Source organism: Chryseobacterium metallicongregator, assembly GCF_031324065.1.
Classification (GTDB): Bacteria; Bacteroidota; Bacteroidia; order Flavobacteriales; family Weeksellaceae; genus Chryseobacterium; species Chryseobacterium metallicongregator.
On the sequence record NZ_JAVIXS010000020.1, the window covers coordinates 860,538 to 878,262 of the forward strand.

13 protein-coding genes are annotated in these 17,725 nt (G+C 36.1%); 5 read left to right on the plus strand and 8 right to left on the minus strand.

Annotated features, from left to right (window positions below; all coding sequences use genetic code 11):
* The first annotated feature begins 18 nt into the window (after nt 1–18).
* Nucleotides 19–1,224, plus strand: a complete 1,206-nt coding sequence (locus REB14_RS21815; RefSeq protein ID WP_079241121.1) for a metallophosphoesterase — start codon at nt 19–21, stop codon at nt 1,222–1,224.
* 129 nt (nt 1,225–1,353) lie between these two features.
* Here REB14_RS21815 and REB14_RS21820 read toward each other — a convergent pair whose 3' ends face one another.
* Nucleotides 1,354–2,106, minus strand: a complete 753-nt coding sequence (locus REB14_RS21820) for a polysaccharide deacetylase family protein (protein WP_079241120.1) — start codon at nt 2,104–2,106, stop codon at nt 1,354–1,356.
* An 84-nt stretch (nt 2,107–2,190) separates the two neighbouring features.
* Nucleotides 2,191–3,156 carry an NAD-dependent epimerase/dehydratase family protein gene (locus tag REB14_RS21825; RefSeq protein WP_079241119.1) on the minus strand — a complete coding sequence of 322 codons (966 nt, stop codon included), beginning with the start codon at nt 3,154–3,156 and terminating at the stop codon, nt 2,191–2,193.
* A gap of 203 nt (nt 3,157–3,359) precedes the next feature.
* Here REB14_RS21825 and ggt point away from each other — a divergent pair, with 203 nt between their 5' ends.
* Both ggt and REB14_RS21835 read left to right on the plus strand, forming a co-directional pair.
* Nucleotides 3,360–5,048, plus strand: coding sequence for a gamma-glutamyltransferase (ggt, locus tag REB14_RS21830; RefSeq protein ID WP_079241118.1), 1,689 nt, complete (start codon nt 3,360–3,362; stop codon nt 5,046–5,048).
* A 170-nt stretch (nt 5,049–5,218) separates the two neighbouring features.
* Nucleotides 5,219–6,499 (plus strand): dicarboxylate/amino acid:cation symporter, encoded by a 1,281-nt coding sequence (locus tag REB14_RS21835; protein WP_309523285.1) that lies wholly within the window; start codon nt 5,219–5,221, stop codon nt 6,497–6,499.
* 160 nt (nt 6,500–6,659) lie between these two features.
* On the opposite strand, the gene REB14_RS21840 is transcribed toward REB14_RS21835, so the two are convergent.
* The 6 genes from REB14_RS21840 to gyrB form a co-directional block, all read right to left on the minus strand.
* Nucleotides 6,660–7,511 carry a diacylglycerol/lipid kinase family protein gene (locus tag REB14_RS21840; RefSeq protein ID WP_079243883.1) on the minus strand — a complete coding sequence of 284 codons (852 nt, stop codon included), beginning with the start codon at nt 7,509–7,511 and terminating at the stop codon, nt 6,660–6,662.
* A 43-nt stretch (nt 7,512–7,554) separates the two neighbouring features.
* Nucleotides 7,555–8,379, minus strand: coding sequence for an RsiV family protein (locus tag REB14_RS21845; protein ID WP_309523286.1), 825 nt, complete (start codon nt 8,377–8,379; stop codon nt 7,555–7,557).
* 94 nt (nt 8,380–8,473) lie between these two features.
* Entirely contained in the window at nt 8,474–10,408 is a 1,935-nt protein-coding gene (locus tag REB14_RS21850) for a transglutaminase-like domain-containing protein (RefSeq protein WP_309523287.1), read from the minus strand.
* A gap of 2 nt (nt 10,409–10,410) precedes the next feature.
* Nucleotides 10,411–12,303, minus strand: coding sequence for a DUF3857 domain-containing protein (locus tag REB14_RS21855; protein WP_309523288.1), 1,893 nt, complete (start codon nt 12,301–12,303; stop codon nt 10,411–10,413).
* 401 nt (nt 12,304–12,704) lie between these two features.
* Nucleotides 12,705–13,127, minus strand: a complete 423-nt coding sequence (locus REB14_RS21860; protein ID WP_034695994.1) for a DUF5684 domain-containing protein — start codon at nt 13,125–13,127, stop codon at nt 12,705–12,707.
* Nucleotides 13,128–13,208: 81 nt separating this feature from the next.
* A complete protein-coding gene (gyrB, locus tag REB14_RS21865) occupies nt 13,209–15,143 on the minus strand; it encodes a DNA topoisomerase (ATP-hydrolyzing) subunit B (RefSeq protein WP_079241114.1) in 1,935 nt (644 codons plus the stop codon).
* 234 nt (nt 15,144–15,377) lie between these two features.
* Here gyrB and REB14_RS21870 point away from each other — a divergent pair, with 234 nt between their 5' ends.
* Together REB14_RS21870 and REB14_RS21875 are read left to right on the plus strand one after the other, a co-directional pair.
* Nucleotides 15,378–16,721, plus strand: a complete 1,344-nt coding sequence (locus REB14_RS21870) for a cytochrome ubiquinol oxidase subunit I (RefSeq protein ID WP_079241113.1) — start codon at nt 15,378–15,380, stop codon at nt 16,719–16,721.
* Nucleotides 16,718–17,722 (plus strand): cytochrome d ubiquinol oxidase subunit II, encoded by a 1,005-nt coding sequence (locus REB14_RS21875; protein ID WP_034695999.1) that lies wholly within the window; start codon nt 16,718–16,720, stop codon nt 17,720–17,722. Before REB14_RS21870 ends, REB14_RS21875 begins: the two co-directional genes overlap by 4 nt.
* Nucleotides 17,723–17,725: the final 3 nt, after the last annotated feature.

Here is a 17,725-nt window from a genome sequence, read left to right on the forward strand (position 1 = left end):
GCTTTTTTTTGATCAGACATGCAAAAGAATTTTTTAATCATCGCCGGAATCTTCCTTTTTTTGGAAGTGTATATTTATCAGGCCATCAGAACGCTTACCGATAATTTCTGGATCAGAATCGGATATTGGGTAATTTCTTTGGTCGTGTACGGGATTTTCGCTTACGAAGTCACTCACTACCAAAGATCAGACAGAAGTATGGTAAGAGCCCAGATCATGATTTCATTATTTTTGATCTTCATTCTTCCAAAAGTATTCGTGGTCCTGTTTTTATTAATTGATGATATCATCAGAACCGGAGGCTACCTGATAGGTTTTGCCAAACCTTCGGAGAATTTCTTCCCGGAGAGAAGGAAATTCCTGAGTCTGGTTGGTTTGGGAATGAGTGGAGTTCTTTCCGCTCTTTTCATAGACGGAATTACGTTTGGAAAGTACAGACATAAAGTAAGGAGAGTAAGGGTAAATTTTACTAACCTTCCGAAAAGCTTTAAAGGATATAAAATCATTCAGATTTCAGATGTTCACAGCGGAAGCTTCTCAGACCCCAGTAAATTGCAGCATGCGATTGACCTGATCAACGAGCAGAAACCTGATCTGGTATTATTTACCGGAGATATGGTAAACAACGTTGCGGACGAGTTCAAACCTTTTATTCCCTTGTTTTCAAAAATTAAGGCCAAAGACGGAAAATTAGCTGTATTAGGAAATCATGATTACGGAGATTACGTAACCTGGGAATCACCTGCAGCTAAAAAAGAAAATCTTGACACCTTAATTGGCTATGAAAAACAGGCTGGCTTCGATATGCTGAGAAACGAACACAGAGTCATTGAAAAAAACGGAGAAAAACTATACATTCTTGGAGTTGAAAACTGGGGATTGAAACCATTTCCTCAATTCGGAAGAATAGATGATGCTTTAAAAGGAGTACCTGAATCCGCTACGAAGATTCTGATGAGCCACGACCCTACCCACTTTGATTATGTAGTTAAAAAACACCCTTCAAATATCCACTTAACCCTTTCGGGACATACCCATGGAATGCAGTTTGGTTTAGATCTTAAAAATGTAAAATGGTCACCAGTACAATACAAATATCCAAAATGGGCTGACTTATACGAAAGCGAAGGGAAACTATTATATGTAAACAGAGGATTTGGCGTATTGGGATATCCTGGAAGAGTGGGTGTACTGCCGGAGATTACACTTTTTGAACTGAGCTAGAGATGCAGGCTTCGAGTTTTTGAGTTCAAAGTTCAAGGTTTAAGGTTAGAGGTTAGAGGTTTAGAAATTGAATATCTGTTATCACTAGAAATAGTTCTTTCCTAACTCCCACTACCTGCAACCTAACACCTAAAAAATATAATCTTTCATACGGGAAGTAGCCATTTCCCTGTCATTGAGAAAAGTAAGGAGGGCATCTAATTTGTCCTCCATTTTTTTGCCCGAAAATAAGCTTCGGTAAAAAGGAATATCAAAACGGTATTTCTTGAAATCTGTAAACTGCCATGTGTTCAGATAAATCAGTACAAATTCTTCATTCTGCAAAGTTTCCAGAACCATATTCTGATAATACTTCATCGGTAGGATCTGAAATACAAAATCATTATAAGGCAGCTGACTGTACGGAGAGATACTTTCCGGGACAATACTCAGTCCGTCTTCTTCTGTGATTACAGTATCTCTTTTAAGTCTTTTGAAGGGAAAAAGAATATTGGCATTATCGATATTGGAGACATAATTAAATTCCATCATCTTCAAAGTTTCCTGAGAAACTTTTACATCTTTCTGACGAATTCCTCTGATCTGCTTTTCCAGAAGATCCTGAATATTCTTCTTGGCATTTTCAATTTCTTCCGGATTTGACCCTTTATTATAAAAAGCAATTTCATGCCCTTTGGATGAAATTGCTTTTATTAAATTATGAAGTTTTTCAGTGAGGGAAACCTCTACAAAAAAACTTGATTTGATATCATGAATATCTAAAATTCTAAGAATCGCTTTGGTATTATCTTCTGTAATTTTCAATCGTTCATCATCAGTAATTTGAGAGCCATTTTTTACTTCAGCCTCAATACAAGTGATGTTAAAAGTCAATAATACCATTTAAATTAAAGTTTATATAAATTATATAAAATACTATAAATCAGATGTTAAAAACAAAAATAATTAAAGTATTACTTTACATTATTAATCCTTCCCTAATTTTACTTTCAGATTCTTGATCATATCTTTTGTCATTTCAGAAATTCCGAAATCATAAGTCAGGCCCCAGTCTTTTTTCGCTACTGAATCATCAATAGATGCCGGCCAAGAATCTGCAATTGCCTGTCTGAAATCCGGGTTATAATCAATCGTAAAATCTGGAATTTCTTTTGTGATTTCTTCTGCCAATTCTTTTGGGGTAAATGACATTCCACCCAAATTATAAGAAGAACGAACCGTCAAACTTTCTTTTGGAGCATCCATTAATTTCAAGGTTGCATTGATGGCATCATCCATATACAACATCGGCATTCCTGTATTCTCGGAAATGAAACTTGTATACTTCCCTTCTTCAATCGCTTTGTAGAAAATCTCAACTGCATAGTCAGTAGTTCCACCTCCTGCAGGAGTCTTCCAGGAGATCAATCCAGGATATCTGATACTTCTTACATCCACACCATATTTATCGAAATAGTATTCACACCACTTCTCCCCTGCCATTTTAGAGATCCCATAAACAGTTGTTGGGTTCAACACTACATCCTGTCCTACATCATGCTTTGGAATTCCTTTTCCAAATACCGCGATAGAACTTGGCCAGAAGATCTTTTTAAGAAGCCCTTCTTTAGCCATTTCACAAAAATGAAGTAGTGGTTCAAGATTCAGTTTCCACGCAAAAATAGGCTGCTTTTCCGAAGTTCCGGATAAAAGAGAAGCGAGGTGATACACTGTCGTGATCTCATAATCATGAATCACCTGTCTTACCAATTGAGTATTGGTAACATCCATTCTTTCGTAATGTCCGGCAGAAGTAATTCCTTCCTGCCATCTGTCCAATCCTGAAGCAACAACGTTTTCCGCTCCGTGAATTTCAACAAGTCTGTTCGTAAGTTCGGTACCAATTTGTCCCAAGGCACCTGTAATCAGTATTCTTTCCGTATAGGATTCCATTTTTCAGATTTTTTTAGAATTGTACAAAAGTAAAAAAAACATGTCAACCATAATAAAAAAGGTGTGTTTAAAAATATTTCTCTGGTAAAAGAGACTAACAGCCAGTAAAAATTCTCCAAAACAATAGAAATAATCAAATCCAATCATCATCAGTTGACATTAACTTAAAATTCAATAATTTTGTTGTAAGAAAAAACAATCATATGAAGAAGATTTTAATTGCTTCGATGCTTTTGGCAGCTCAACTCAGCTGGGCTCAGTTCACAGATATCAATATTATCAAAGAAGTACAGGTAAAGAAGAAAGGTGTTGTAGTCTCTGCACACCCATTAGCCAGTGAAGCGGGAGCTAAAATCTTAAAAATGGGAGGAAATGCCTATGATGCCGTTACCGCAACACAATACGCTCTTGCTGTGGTTTATCCTCAGGCAGGAAATATCGGAGGAGGTGGGTTTTTGGTAGGCGTAAAGAATAACGGTGAAAAATTTACACTGGATTACAGGGAGACAGCTCCTAAAAAAGCTTCCCGGGATATGTATATTGATAAAAAAGGAAAAGCGGACACAGATCTTTCCCAAAATGGAAGACTGGCAGTAGGTATTCCTGGAAGTGTGGCAGGATTCTTTGCTACGCTGAAATACTGTAAATTGCCTATGGAAAAAATCATCCAGCCCGCTATTGACCTTGCCGAAAAGGGATTTGCCATTACAGATAAAGAAGCAGAAATGCTGAATAACCAAAGAGAAAAATTCCAGAAACATAATAAATCTTCGATTATTTTTGTAAAAGATGCTCCGTGGAAAGCCGGTGATCTGTTGATCCAAAAAGATCTGGCAGAAACCCTGAAACTGATCCAAAAACTAGGCGCTAAAGGTTTTTATGAAGGAAAAACAGCTGATCTTCTGGTTGCCGAAATGAAAAGAGGAAACGGAATCATCACCCTGGAAGATCTTAAAAATTATAAAGTTGCCGAAAGAAAAGCTCTGGAATTCGACTATAAAGGAAGCAATGTTGTTACCATGCCTTTACCTTCAAGCGGTGGAGTTCTTCTGGCTCAAATGCTAAGAATGGCAAGTTTTGAAAATCTTGAAAAATACCAGCAAAACTCTACAAAAGCGGTCCAGATTATGACCGAAGCAGAACGCCGGGCTTATGCAGACAGAGCAGAATATATGGGTGATCCGGATTTTATTCAGGATAAAACTTCTTACCTGATCTCTGACGAATACCTTAAAGGCAGATGGAAAAGCTTTAGTTTTGACAAGGCTACTCCAAGTGCAGAAGTAGGTAAAATCATAGAACAACCTAAAGAATCTATGCAAACTACTCATATTTCAGTATTGGATAAGGATGGAAATGCAGCTTCTGTAACCACTACACTTAATGGATACTATGGAAGTAAAGTCCTTGTTTCAGGTGCAGGATTCTTTTTAAATAATGAAATGGATGATTTCTCTATCAAACCAGGTGTACCGAATATGTTTGGAGCTGTAGGCGGAGAAGCTAATTCAATACAACCTAACAAGAGAATGCTCTCTTCTATGACCCCAACTATTATTCTTAAAAATGGAAAGCCTTATATGGTCGTGGGAACACCGGGAGGAACTACAATTCCGACTTCAGTGTATCAGTCTATCGTGAATGTGGTAGATTTTAAACTGAATGCCAATATTGCGGTGAATGCACCCAAATTCCACCATCAGTGGCTTCCGGAAACCATTACTGTTGAAAATAATTTTCCGGAAAGTACTATTTCTGAACTGAAAAGCAAGAATTACGTCATTGAAAAGACAAAATATATTGGTAAAACCGAAATGATTGTTCTTGATGAGAACGGAAATATTCACGCAGTAGCAGACGGTCGTGGAGATGATTCTGTTGCAGTGGAATAATATTTATATAACAAATCAAAAATACATCCTGGGCTTCATTCTTCGAATGAAGCCCAGGCTTTTTTTCATCTTCCTATATACCAAACGCCAGATCTTTTCAATGACTTTTGTCATGTTTTCAGATAAATTTTCTTAATTTTCGCCCTTAAAAAAACAAAAACGACTGTTCTTTGAAAGCAAAAAAAATACACAATCAGCTTTATTTCCAGGTGATTATCGCCATCATTGCAGGTATTCTTCTAGGAAAATTTTATCCTGAATTAGGAGAAAAGATGAAACCTTTGGGAGATGGATTCATCAAATTGGTAAAAATGATTATCGCTCCGGTAATCTTTATTACACTTACGTTAGGAATCGCCCACATGACCGATTTGAAAAAAGTAGGCAGAATTGCAATCAAAGCAATGATCTACTTTTTCACCTTTTCAACTCTGGCTCTCATCATCGGATTATTAGTGGGAAATATTCTACAGCCGGGACATGGTTTAAATATTGATCCTTCTACTCTTTCAGGGGATGTTTCACAATATCAGGCAAAAGCTCATGAATCAACGCTCACAGGGTTTATTATGAATATTATTCCGGAGACTTTATTCAGTCCGTTGGTGGGTGAAAATATTCTTCAGGTACTTTTGGTAGCAATTTTAATGGGAGTTGCTTTGGTTTTAACAAAAGAAAAGAGCCAGAAAGTAACTGATTTCCTACAAGATTTATCAACTCCGGTATTTAAAATTGTTCATATGCTGATGAAGCTGGCCCCAATAGGTGCTTTCGGAGCAATGGCTTTTACGATCGGTAAATATGGGCTTCACTCGGTCATAAATCTTATTTTTTTGGTGGGCACATTTTACATCACTTCTGCTCTTTTTGTGGTGTTGGTATTGGGAGCGGTAGCATGGTATAACGGATTCAATATTTTCAAACTTCTTTTCTATCTTAAAGAAGAGCTTCTTCTTGTTTTGGGTACAAGCTCATCAGAGTCTGCCCTGCCGGGAATTATGGAAAAACTTGAAAAAGCAGGCTGTTCACGCGCTATTGTAGGTCTTGTGGTTCCTACCGGATATTCTTTCAATCTTGACGGAACGAATATTTATATGACCCTGGCCTCTCTCTTTATTGCGCAGGCATTAAATATTCATCTTCCCATCGAAAAGCAACTGATGCTTCTTTTGGTGGCTATGCTAAGTTCAAAAGGTGCTGCAGGCGTTACCGGTGCCGGTTTTGTTACCCTTGCAGCAACACTGGCCGTAGTTCCTGAAATTCCAATTGCAGGAATGACTTTAATTCTTGGAATTGATAAGTTCATGAGCGAATGCAGAGCGCTTACCAATGTAATAGGAAATTCTGTTGCTACCGTAGTGGTTGCCAACTGGGAAAAACAACTTGATAAGAAGCAACTTCAATACTGCCTGGATCATCCGGCTGAAGTAGAAAAGAAACTGGAAGTGTAAATAGGTGGCAGGTTTTAGGTTGCCGGGATTAGGGAGAGAATCAAGGTTCAAGGTTCAAAGTTCAAGGTTTTAGGTTGTGTGTAAAACATAACTAGAAACCAAACAACCAGCAACTAGTAAACCCGAAACAAAATTAACCCGCACCTCGTACCCAAAAACTTTAAATCAAAATACTCAAACTTGCAGGTTGAACTTTAACATGAATCGGTGATTTGATCTTATTGAATTCACCATCCAGATGCCAGTTTTTGGTATTGACCTTAAATGATATTTCAGAGACCGGAAGATAAGTTACATATTCATCATCTTTCAGTCTTTTGGTAAACATTCGGAAAGCAAAGAGTGCAGAATACGTTAATGGAAACTTTTTTACCAAAACCATGTCAACCAGTCCATCACTTTTACTGGCTTTCGGAGCAATATAAGCATTGTTACCAAACTGGCGCGTATTGGCGATGTTCATCATCAGATACCTTCCATTGTATTGTTGATATTCTTCATCAAAAAATTTCACCTTGATGGGCTTGTAATTGAAAAAGGTTTTTAGGGAAACTTTGATATAGTTTTTGAATCCACGGCTTGTTTTTTCAAATTCTTTAACGACTTTACCGTCAAATCCCGTTCCCGAAACATTGATGGAAAGCCTGTCGTTTACCGTGAAAGTATCAATCTTTCTGGAGTTTTTGATTTTTATTTTTTCTAAAAGTTCATCAAGGTTTTTACTGAATTGTGTTTCATTGGAAAACCCATTTCCTGAACCTGCCGGAAAAATTGCCAGAATTTTTTCTGTATTAATAAGGCTTTTGGCCACTGTAGAAATAGTTCCATCACCTCCTATTGCCACGAAAACATCTACCTCTTCAAAATGGGACTGAATAAACTCTTCTGTTCCGGGAATAGATTCTGACACATAATACAATGGGTTATTAACCTTTGTTTTAAGTTCGTTTAAAAACGGCTGATAGTTTTTTTTGGCCGAAAAAGGATTGATAATAAAAGCTACTTTGTCCATTAGCACAAAATTAAAAAATGCTTCCAAAACTGGAAGCATTAATTTACTTAATTTTCATTCTTTCTTTAAATTCTGTATTTAATGTGCCTTTGAGGTCGTCCCACGAAACCGGAATTGTAATATCTCCGGCAGCAAAAGCAGCAATTTCATAGGGACTGTAGTGAAAATACAGGTTTTTATCATCAAAATAAAAGTTATCAGATGCCGGAATTTTATCCACTAAAAGCATTTCTGAGTTTTTCACTTCTCCGTCCCCATCCATCGTACCACTATTCATTTTATCAATATTTTTCATCAGAATGGCTTCAATTTTATTTTTAGGCATTGAAGTAATGTCTTTCAATTCTAATTTTTTGCTGTTTTTAAGATCAAAAACCCTTTCAGAAAACCCGTAGTTATCGTGCGCTCCGCCTTCATATCCGCTTCCCAAATATTGAATATGCATATAACCGTTGGTATTAGAAATAAGATTCATATGCGAGCTTGAATACCAGTTTTGAGCATAAGTGACATCTGAAACCCAGTCTTTATTATCATTTTTTACAGAATTGAAATAACTATTTTTTTCATTATCCAGATAAGCCTGAAGACCGGCTTTGGAAAAATCTTTAATCTTTTCATTCTGGAAATAGATGCTGTCTAACAGTTTTTTATCTTTTAAAGTAGGGAAAACCAAGAGCTTTGAAGTAAAGCTCACTTTTAAAGAATCAGTAATTTTTGTAGAGTCATTGACTTTCACAGAGTCTACTACAAATTCTTCAGCGGCTTTGTTTTCTGTTTTTTCTACTGATCCCGCCGTTTCATTTTTTTTACAGGCAGTCACTGCTAAGAAAGAAGATAATGCTATAACAGCAATCGTATTTTTCATAATTCTATTTTTTTTGGTATCAAATACAAAAACCATTCAAAAGATGAATGGTTTTTGAAAAAAAAATATTTTTTTATTTAAATCCTATTAACTATTACTTTTTTACAAGGCTGATTACCTGATTTTCAAATTTCGAAGCAACGCCCCAGATTTGTTTGAATGCAGGGTAATATTCTTTCGGATAATCTGAACTACCAATTTTTGTAGTCGTAGTCACCACCAATAAATTTCCTTTTTGTTCTACAGAATAGGTATAAGCTATCTCTTTATCTTCGGTAACAATTCTTTTTTCTTTAGGCATTTCCTCAATCACATATCCTTCCGGGATTTCAAGAGTGACCTTTTTGGTTCTGGTTATAGGCGATCCAAAATCGATAGGATATTTTCTGACTTCGGTTTGATCAAATTCATTAGAGTTTTTACTCAAAAACAACATCGGATTAATAATCATTTTCTTCCCTACTCTGTCAATAAGGTTGGATGAAGAAAATTTCATGCTGCTTTCAAAGTCTCCATTTTCCAGCACTTTTGAATTGATATCCGTGAAGTCCATTGAAAAGTTCTCCTTATACTGTTTTTTGTATTTTTCTGCATTATCATCGTAGTTGTCTTTAACATACATTGCGTATGCACCTGTATCTTTATCTGAATAGGTACCGGAAATACTTCCGTCATCATTTATCTTGGCATTTGCGGTAAGATAAGTATTACTGGATTTCAAATTGGTCATTTGAATCTGCAGAGCTTTATCTTTGGTCACCAGGATTCCTAGCTGATTCCAGTTTTTAAGAGGAATTTCATCCAGCGAAGACTGTTTAGAAGTAGCATCATAAATATGCAGCTGATTATCTATATTGATTGCACTCAACACGAAGTTCATATTGGATATATTGGGAGATACCATATTGATCAGCCCGTTTTCTACTGTAGAAATAACCAACGGATCGGCTTTAAGACCAGCTTCACGAAGCATCATAACCAGAAAAAGATTAATTTCTGCAGCATTTCCGGTTTTAGTTTCCAAAAGCTTTTTAATTCCATCTTCGGTGTAAACCCCTTTGTCTTTATTCCAGGTAAAGGTTTTCTGAACATATGAAAAAATGGCATTTGCTTTTTCAAGGTCAGTTTTCATTTCCGAAACTCCTGCCGGCATATTTTCTTTTGCCAGTTTTGTTCTTTTCAGCTCACCTCCAAAATCTTCACTTTCATAAAGTCTCTTAGAAATCTGATCCCATGAAGATGAATACAACTTAAGCTCACCGAAATTTGTAGAGTTTAGTTCCGCGCTGATTTTTGTTCTGAAATTTCTATCATTTCGCACAAATTTCTCAGTTTTAAAGCCATTCAAATTTTCATAAGCAAACCTAAAGGTTTTATATTGAGCACCATACAGATATCTTTCTTCCATTTCTCTATACTTAGGGCTGATTCCTCCCGTATAGTTTACATTATAAGACATATTGATGGGCGTATCAAAAACATATTCCGTATTCAGTGAAGGAGTATCGGATTCTATCAATACCTCAGGAATCATAAATCGGAACGGAGATATAATTTCATATTGATATTCTATAACTGATCCGTTTTTAACACTTGGAAAAGCAAATTTCGTTAAAGTAACATATTTATTCTCTTTACTTTTATATTGAGAACTTTTTTCCACTTTTACGGGAACCGTAGTTCCATTTTCAAGATTATAGGTAAAAGCTTTGAATTTCCCCAGCGATTCTCTGTTGGTTCCAACATTATAAATAGGAATTTCAAGATTCAACCAGTCTTCAGCTTTATCTTTATTATAAATCTTAACTCTGTAAAAATATCTTTTGTGCAGATTCCCTGTATTGGCATCTACCATAAAATAAGCAGATTTATACAAAATTTCGGCAGGAGCATTTTCATCTAATAATGATTTTACTTTAGATAAATCTGCATCATTAAATTTAGGAGGATTCAGAAATTCATATTTCTTCTGAGCATTGACCCATATTGTATTGGCAGAGCAAAGAAGCAATATTATAATTTTTTTCATGGTTATAGTTTTGTTATTAAAATTTTTGAGTTGTCCATATTCAGAATCTTTTTTCTGAAATTGATGTAATCATTGTATTTTTCTTTTGGATATAATCCTTTATTAATCTGCATTTTTCTGATCACCTTTACCTCGCCATCGGTTTTAACATAGCTTAGCTTATAAGATCCAAATTCTGAAGTGATGCTTGAATTATCTGGAGTTTCATCCACTTTATACCCCATAGGAAGAACAAAATCAATTTCATATTCATCTTCGTAAGACATATTTACTTCAAAAGGAAGTTCACGATTTTCATCCGTTTTAAAGATCAAATCTGAAAAAATAGGAACCGATCTGAAGAGAAGGCTGTTTCCTGCTTTTTTAGAGAAATTATTGGTTTTGAAATCCACGTCATAAGTAATAACAGCATTATCTCTGTCATTATTAAAGTTTTTCATTTCAACTTTTTCAAAGTTTAAAACATCAAAAGTTCCCTTCAGTGCATCATTTTTTTCCTTAGGATTAAGATTAGCAAATCTTAAATTATAATCATACTGATTTCCTGTATAGGAAAAGTTTCCTGTTCCGATAATACTATTATCTTCATTAAGGTTAACTCTCAATATTTGTTTTTCTTTGTTCTGTTCAGCTTTATAGACCGGTGTATTAATGAGTTCTATTCCTTTTGGGGTTACGGAAAGTACATTTCTGTCCGTAGTACTGTAACTTAAGTGGTTAAAAGCTATTTGCTGAGAAGTATTTTCAAGCCAGATATTTCCCTTTTCCGTTGGGACCATCAGAATAATATGATTCCCACCCATAGAAGGAAATTCCGGATCAAAGGAAACCTCTGAACGACCGGAATTGATAATACAATAATTGGAAGGGATTCCAGCTTCATTCAAAAGAATCTTCATATAATTGGTGAGCCCTTTACAGTCTCCATATCCTTTTTTCTGAACCTCATCCGGCAACATGGGCTGCCAGCCTCCTATTCCTAATGAAACAGCAATATATCGGGTTTTGTTCTGCATGTACTGATAAATTTTCTTTACTTTATCTTCTACTGATCCTTGTAATTGTAAAGAAGCTACTTCAGCTTTAATAGCAGGAGTAGATGCAGAAACAGGTACCAAAAGATCATTGTAAATCCAGGTTCCAAAGTCCGTCCAGGTATTTAAAGTTCCCTGCTTTCCTGCCAGATTAAATTTCGTAAGTGCGAAGTTGACTGCAGGTAAAATTTTAACAGGTTGTGGAACCATAAAAGCATCGTCAATGGCTGCTACATTTTTATATGAATATGTTTTATCATTTCCACTACCGCTTTCTATCACTGAGGTATAATTGTATTTTGAAGGGTAAATTTTAGATCTAAGTTCAATTCCCGAAGTGTTAATGATTTTAAACTGTGCTTCTTCCAAAGAGATTTTAGGAGAAATAAACGGTACAAAATCCGGGATAAAAACGGTATCTTCATCTTCCGCTTCATAAGAAAAGTCAATAGTGTAGGGATATTGAACTGGGGTATATGAATAAACCAATATCCTGCTATCAGAATAAAAAACTCCCTGAGGATTGTTGGCTACATCTTTAAAATCAGATTTTGAAACACTTTTAATTTTTTTCCCGACTTCATCATAAATCGTCACTTTGATGTTCGAAATACTTTTTGATTTATCATAAGAAATATAAGCTACTGCTTCATTATCCCCGTCTTTATTTAAAACTGTAGTGACCTTATTTTTCTGATATTTTATTTCATCAATTTTATTGATCTGAATTGTTGTAAAATCCTTTCGAATCACAACATCTGCATTTTTTTTTAAATTCTCCGGAATGGCAGAGGCAGGATAGCTCTGTGCGAAATATAAGGAGGCAACAGAGAGCGCCCCCAGAACTAGTATTTTCATCATAGTTATTAAAATTACACAAAAATAATAAAATCTTAATAACTGTTAAAAAAAATATAAAAGGCTTCAACATGTGAAGCCTTAACCTATTACTTAAAAAAGTACTGTATTAAATGTACCTATAAGAAAATGAACACATTATCAACTTTTCATCATTCAATTTTGAAAAGTTAAAAACAGAATATTTATACTCATTCTATATTGGGCGAAGGATGTATCTATTCTGTGGTATGAAGGGATAAACTTCATATTATCTGCATTTCAAATTTAAAATAAATTACAATTCAGGTAATTTTAATAATGTAGAATTAATAATAAGAAGAAGTACAATAAATTCTACAGCTGAAAAATTATTTATAAAAAAAGACCTCAAAGATGAAGTCTTTTAATTTTTTCTGTTTTTTTTAATCATTTGGGACCAGTTTACTATCAAACTGATCACTTCCAAGTCCCAATACAGGAATAAAAATAAATCCGAAAAGGAGAATCAGAATTGTGTAGAGAGGAGTTTCTTTGGCAAAACCTTTGGCTAATCTGTCATATACAACCCAGCATGCATAGATATTCACCAATGGAATAAAGAACAAAATGATCCACCAAATTGGTTTTTTCACAATTTCCAGCAATACGATAGTATTATAAATAGGAATAAAGGCAGCCCAGGCATCTTGTCTTCCTGCTTTTTGGAAGATTTTGTACATGCAATATCCATAGAAAATATAGCAAAGTAAGCCGAAGAACATTGTTCCGATCCCTAATCCTGCAGCTACTGCTCCGGAAGCTGCATCTGCCCCGTTATAAGGGTCTGTTTGTAAAAGAGTTAACATATTATTGTTTTTTTGGTTTATCCAAATATAAAAAAAGCTTCTAAATAATTAGAAGCTTTTTTATTATATTTTTAAAAACGTTTATGCATCAATTTTTGCATATTTCGCATTTTTCTCGATAAATTCTCTTCTTGGCGGAACTTCATCTCCCATCAACATTGAGAAAACACTATCAGCCTCTACAGCATTATCGATAGTTACCTGCTTCAGAATTCTGTGTTCAGGATTAAGGGTAGTTTCCCAAAGCTGCTCAGGGTTCATTTCTCCAAGACCTTTGTAACGTTGTACTTCTACTCCTTTTCCGTCCGGAGCCATTTCTAAAGTAAACTCTTCACGTTCTTTTTCGTTATAAGCATATACTTTTTTGTTCCCTTTCTTTAATAGATATAAAGGAGGTTGAGCAATATAGATATATCCGTTTTCAATAAGCTCCTTCATATATCTGAAGAAGAAAGTAAGGATCAGTGTCGAAATGTGAGATCCATCAATATCGGCATCGGTCATGATAACAATCTTGTGGTATCTTAGCTTAGCCATGTTCAACGCTTTGCTGTCTTCTTCAGTACCTACAGAAACCCCAAGAGCTGTATAGATATTTCTGATTTCCTCATTATCGTAAACTTTATGAAGCATAGATTTTTCTACGTTCAAGATTTTACCTCTTAAAGGAAGGATAGCCTGGAAGTGCCTGTCTCTTCCCTGCTTAGCTGTTCCACCTGCGGAATCTCCCTCTACAAGGAAGATTTCAGATTCTGCAGGATCTTTTGAAGAACAGTCAGATAGTTTTCCCGGAAGACCAGAACCTCCCATCGGAGATTTTCTCTGAACCATTTCACGGGCTTTTTTAGCAGCCTGTCTTGCTTTTGCAGCTAAAACAACCTTTTGAACGATCAGCTTAGCTTCATTAGGATTTTCTTCCAAGAAGTTAGTAAGCATTTCCCCTACAATTTTATCTACAGCCCCTGAAACTTCAGAGTTTCCTAATTTTGTTTTAGTCTGTCCTTCAAACTGAGGCTCCATTACTTTTACAGAAACTACAGCTGTTAACCCCTCACGGAAGTCATCTCCTGTAACTTCTACTTTCTCTTTCTGAGGAATACCAAGATCATCTGCATATTTCTTAAGGGTTCTCGTCAAAGCACGTCTGAAACCTGCCAGGTGAGTTCCTCCTTCATGTGTGTTGATATTGTTTACGTAAGAGTGAAGATTTTCGTTGAAAGAAGTATTGTAACGCATTGCTACTTCTACAGGAATATCATCTCTTTCCCCTTCCATGAAAATTACGTGTTCCATGATGGACTCACGGTTTCCGTCAATGTAAGCAACGAATTCTTTTAATCCACCTTCTGAATGAAAAATTTCTGAACGGAAAGATCCGTCTTCTAATTTCTCTCTTTCATCCGTTAATGTAATGGTAATTCCTTTATTAAGATAAGAAAGTTCTCTTAAACGGCTTGCTAATGTATCGTAATTATAAATTAATTCTGTAAAGATGGTATCATCCGGTTGGAAAAACTGTTTGGTACCTCTTCTTTCACTGTGACCAATTTCCTCTACACCTGTTTGTGCTTTTCCTCTTGAATAGATCTGCTGGTAAACGTTTCCGTCTCTGTAAACAGTAGTGATCATCTCGTTGGAAAGTGCATTCACACACGAAACCCCAACCCCGTGAAGACCTCCAGAAACCTTATAAGAGTCTTTGTCAAACTTACCTCCGGCTCCAATTTTCGTCATTACAACTTCAAGGGCAGATTTCTGTTCTTTTTCGTGGAAATCAACCGGGATACCTCTACCGTTATCACTTACCTCAATTCCGTTTCCTTCCTTGATGCTAACGAAGATCGTGTCGCAGTATCCTGCCAATGCCTCGTCAATAGAGTTATCTACTACTTCATAAACCAAGTGGTGAAGTCCTCTGACTCCTACATCACCAATGTACATTGAAGGACGCATACGAACGTGCTCCATTCCTTCCAATGCCTGAATACTACTAGCTGTATATTGTTTTTGACTCATATTAAATATTAAAAATCCTGCTATATGCAAAGACTTACAAATATCGTGATTTTTTTCGAGGTATGAAAGTTAAAAAGTGTCAAAAAAATGTAGAGTTTTCTTAGTAAAAACATAAGAAATAGAATGCCAATAAAAGATTCAAAATTAAAAGGTATTCGTGAAATACCAACTGTTGTAAATCATATTCAACATCAATAATTTATGCGTAAATTTATTTACTGAAAAGTTGATATTATGGATGATTTTATAGCAGCACGCGCTCAGATGGCACTCTCTCTGGGCTTTCATATCATATTCTCCTGTGTGGGTATGGTGATGCCTTTTCTGATGGCTTTTGCCCATTGGAAATACTTAAAAACCAATAACGAAGTATACAAAGGACTGACAAAAGCATGGAGCAAAGGGGTAGCCATCCTTTTTGCGACAGGTGCGGTTTCAGGAACAATGCTTTCCTTTGAACTTGGGCTTCTATGGCCTGGATTTATGAAGCATGCAGGTCCTATTTTCGGAATGCCGTTTTCATTGGAAGGAACAGCCTTTTTCATTGAGGCTATTGCTATCGGGTTCTTTTTATATGGATGGGAAAGGTTCAATAAATGGTTTCACTGGTTCTGCGGATTTCTTGTAGGAGTAAGCGGGCTTGCTTCCGGAATTCTGGTAGTAGCAGCCAACTCATGGATGAACTCTCCAACCGGTTTCGATTATATCAATGGACAGTATCTTAATATAGATCCTATCAAAGCGATGTTTAATGATGCATGGTTCCCTCAGGCTCTCCACATGACGGTTGCTGCATTTTGTGCAACAGGATTTGCTGTAGCTGGAGTACATGCTTTTATGATCATGCGAAAAAGAAATATTGAATTTCATACCAAAGCTTTCAGAATTGCTGTAGGTTTTGCATTGATCGGAGCATTTGGTGCACCGTTAAGTGGTGATGTTGCCGCTAAATCGGTAGCGGAAAGACAACCTATTAAGCTGGCAGCTATGGAAGCGCATTTTGAAACTGAAAAAGGGGCTTCATTTGTGATTGGAGGAATTCCTGATGAGGAAAAAGAAGAAGTGAAATATGCGGTGAAAATTCCGAAAGTTTTAAGTTTTCTAGTGAGCAATGATTTCAATTCTGAAGTTAAAGGTCTTAAGGATTTCCCTAGAGATGAATGGCCTCCGATTGCTGTGGTTCATTATGCTTTCCAAATCATGATTTTCTTCGGAGTGGTGATGATTGTTATTGGAGCTATTTATTTATATGCTTTCTTCTTCAAAAAAGAATGGCTGAATAAACACTGGTTACTGAAAACATTTTTAATAGCAACACCTTTTGGATATATTGCGCTGGAAGCCGGATGGACAGTAACTGAAGTCGGAAGGCAGCCTTGGATTATTTATGGAATCATGAGGACGGTTGACGCTGTAACTCCTATGCCGGGAATACAGTATTCATTCTATTTCTTTACAGCTATTTTCGTATCATTATCATTGATCCTTGTTTTCCTTTTAAAGAGACAGATTCAAATGGTACCGAAGCTTTATGATCCTACCGATGCTCAGTTTAACGATAAAAACAAAAAATCATGATTTACATTGTAATAGGTTTTCTCTGGCTCTCCATCTGTCTTTATATTATTTTAGGCGGAGCTGATTTCGGGGCTGGCATTGTGGAACTTTTCACACATAAAAAAGCCAGAAATAAAACCCAGGAAATCATGTATGAATCCATAGCTCCTGTATGGGAAGCCAATCATATGTGGCTCATCATCGCCATTGTAATTCTCTTTGTAGGGTTTCCCGAGATTTATACCACCATGTCTACCTACCTTCATATTCCTTTAGTACTGATGCTTTTGGGAATTATTGCAAGAGGAACAGCCTTTACCTTCAGACATTATGATGCGGTAAAGGATAACTGGCAGGTTTTATATACTCAGATCTTTTACTATGCCAGTCTTTTAACTCCTTTCTTTTTGGGATTAATTGCTGCTGCTACCGTTTCACATTCTATCAATCCTGATGCTGTAGGTTTTCTGGATTTGTATGTGTTTAGCTGGCTGAACTGGTTTGGAGTTTCTGTAGGTTTATTTACGGTGGCGCTTTGTGCCTATCTTGCTTCCATCTTTTCATTAAGAGAAACCCGTGATAAAGCTGATCTTTTATTAATGATCAGAAAATCCAAACAGACCATGATCTTCGTTGTGATTACAGGAATTCTGGTATTTGTGACCGCTTATATTTCAGATATTCCTCTTTTGATGTGGGTATTTTCCAAACCTTTGGGGATTATGGCAATTGCCTTTGCTACGATTGCTTTATTGCTTATTTTAAGAGCGATGAACCGTCAAAAACTACTTCCTGTACGTGCTTTGGCTGGATTCCAGATGGTGATGATTTTAGTAGCGGCAACCTATCAGCATAATCCGGATATTATTTTATTAGGAAACGGACAGCATCTTTCATTGCTTGAGCATATGGCTCCTCCGAAAACTATTGCTGCATTAGGATGGGCATTGATGCTGGGATCATTATTTATTCTTCCTTTCTTATTTTATCTGATGGCTTCTTTCAGTAAGCTGAGAAAATAGGTA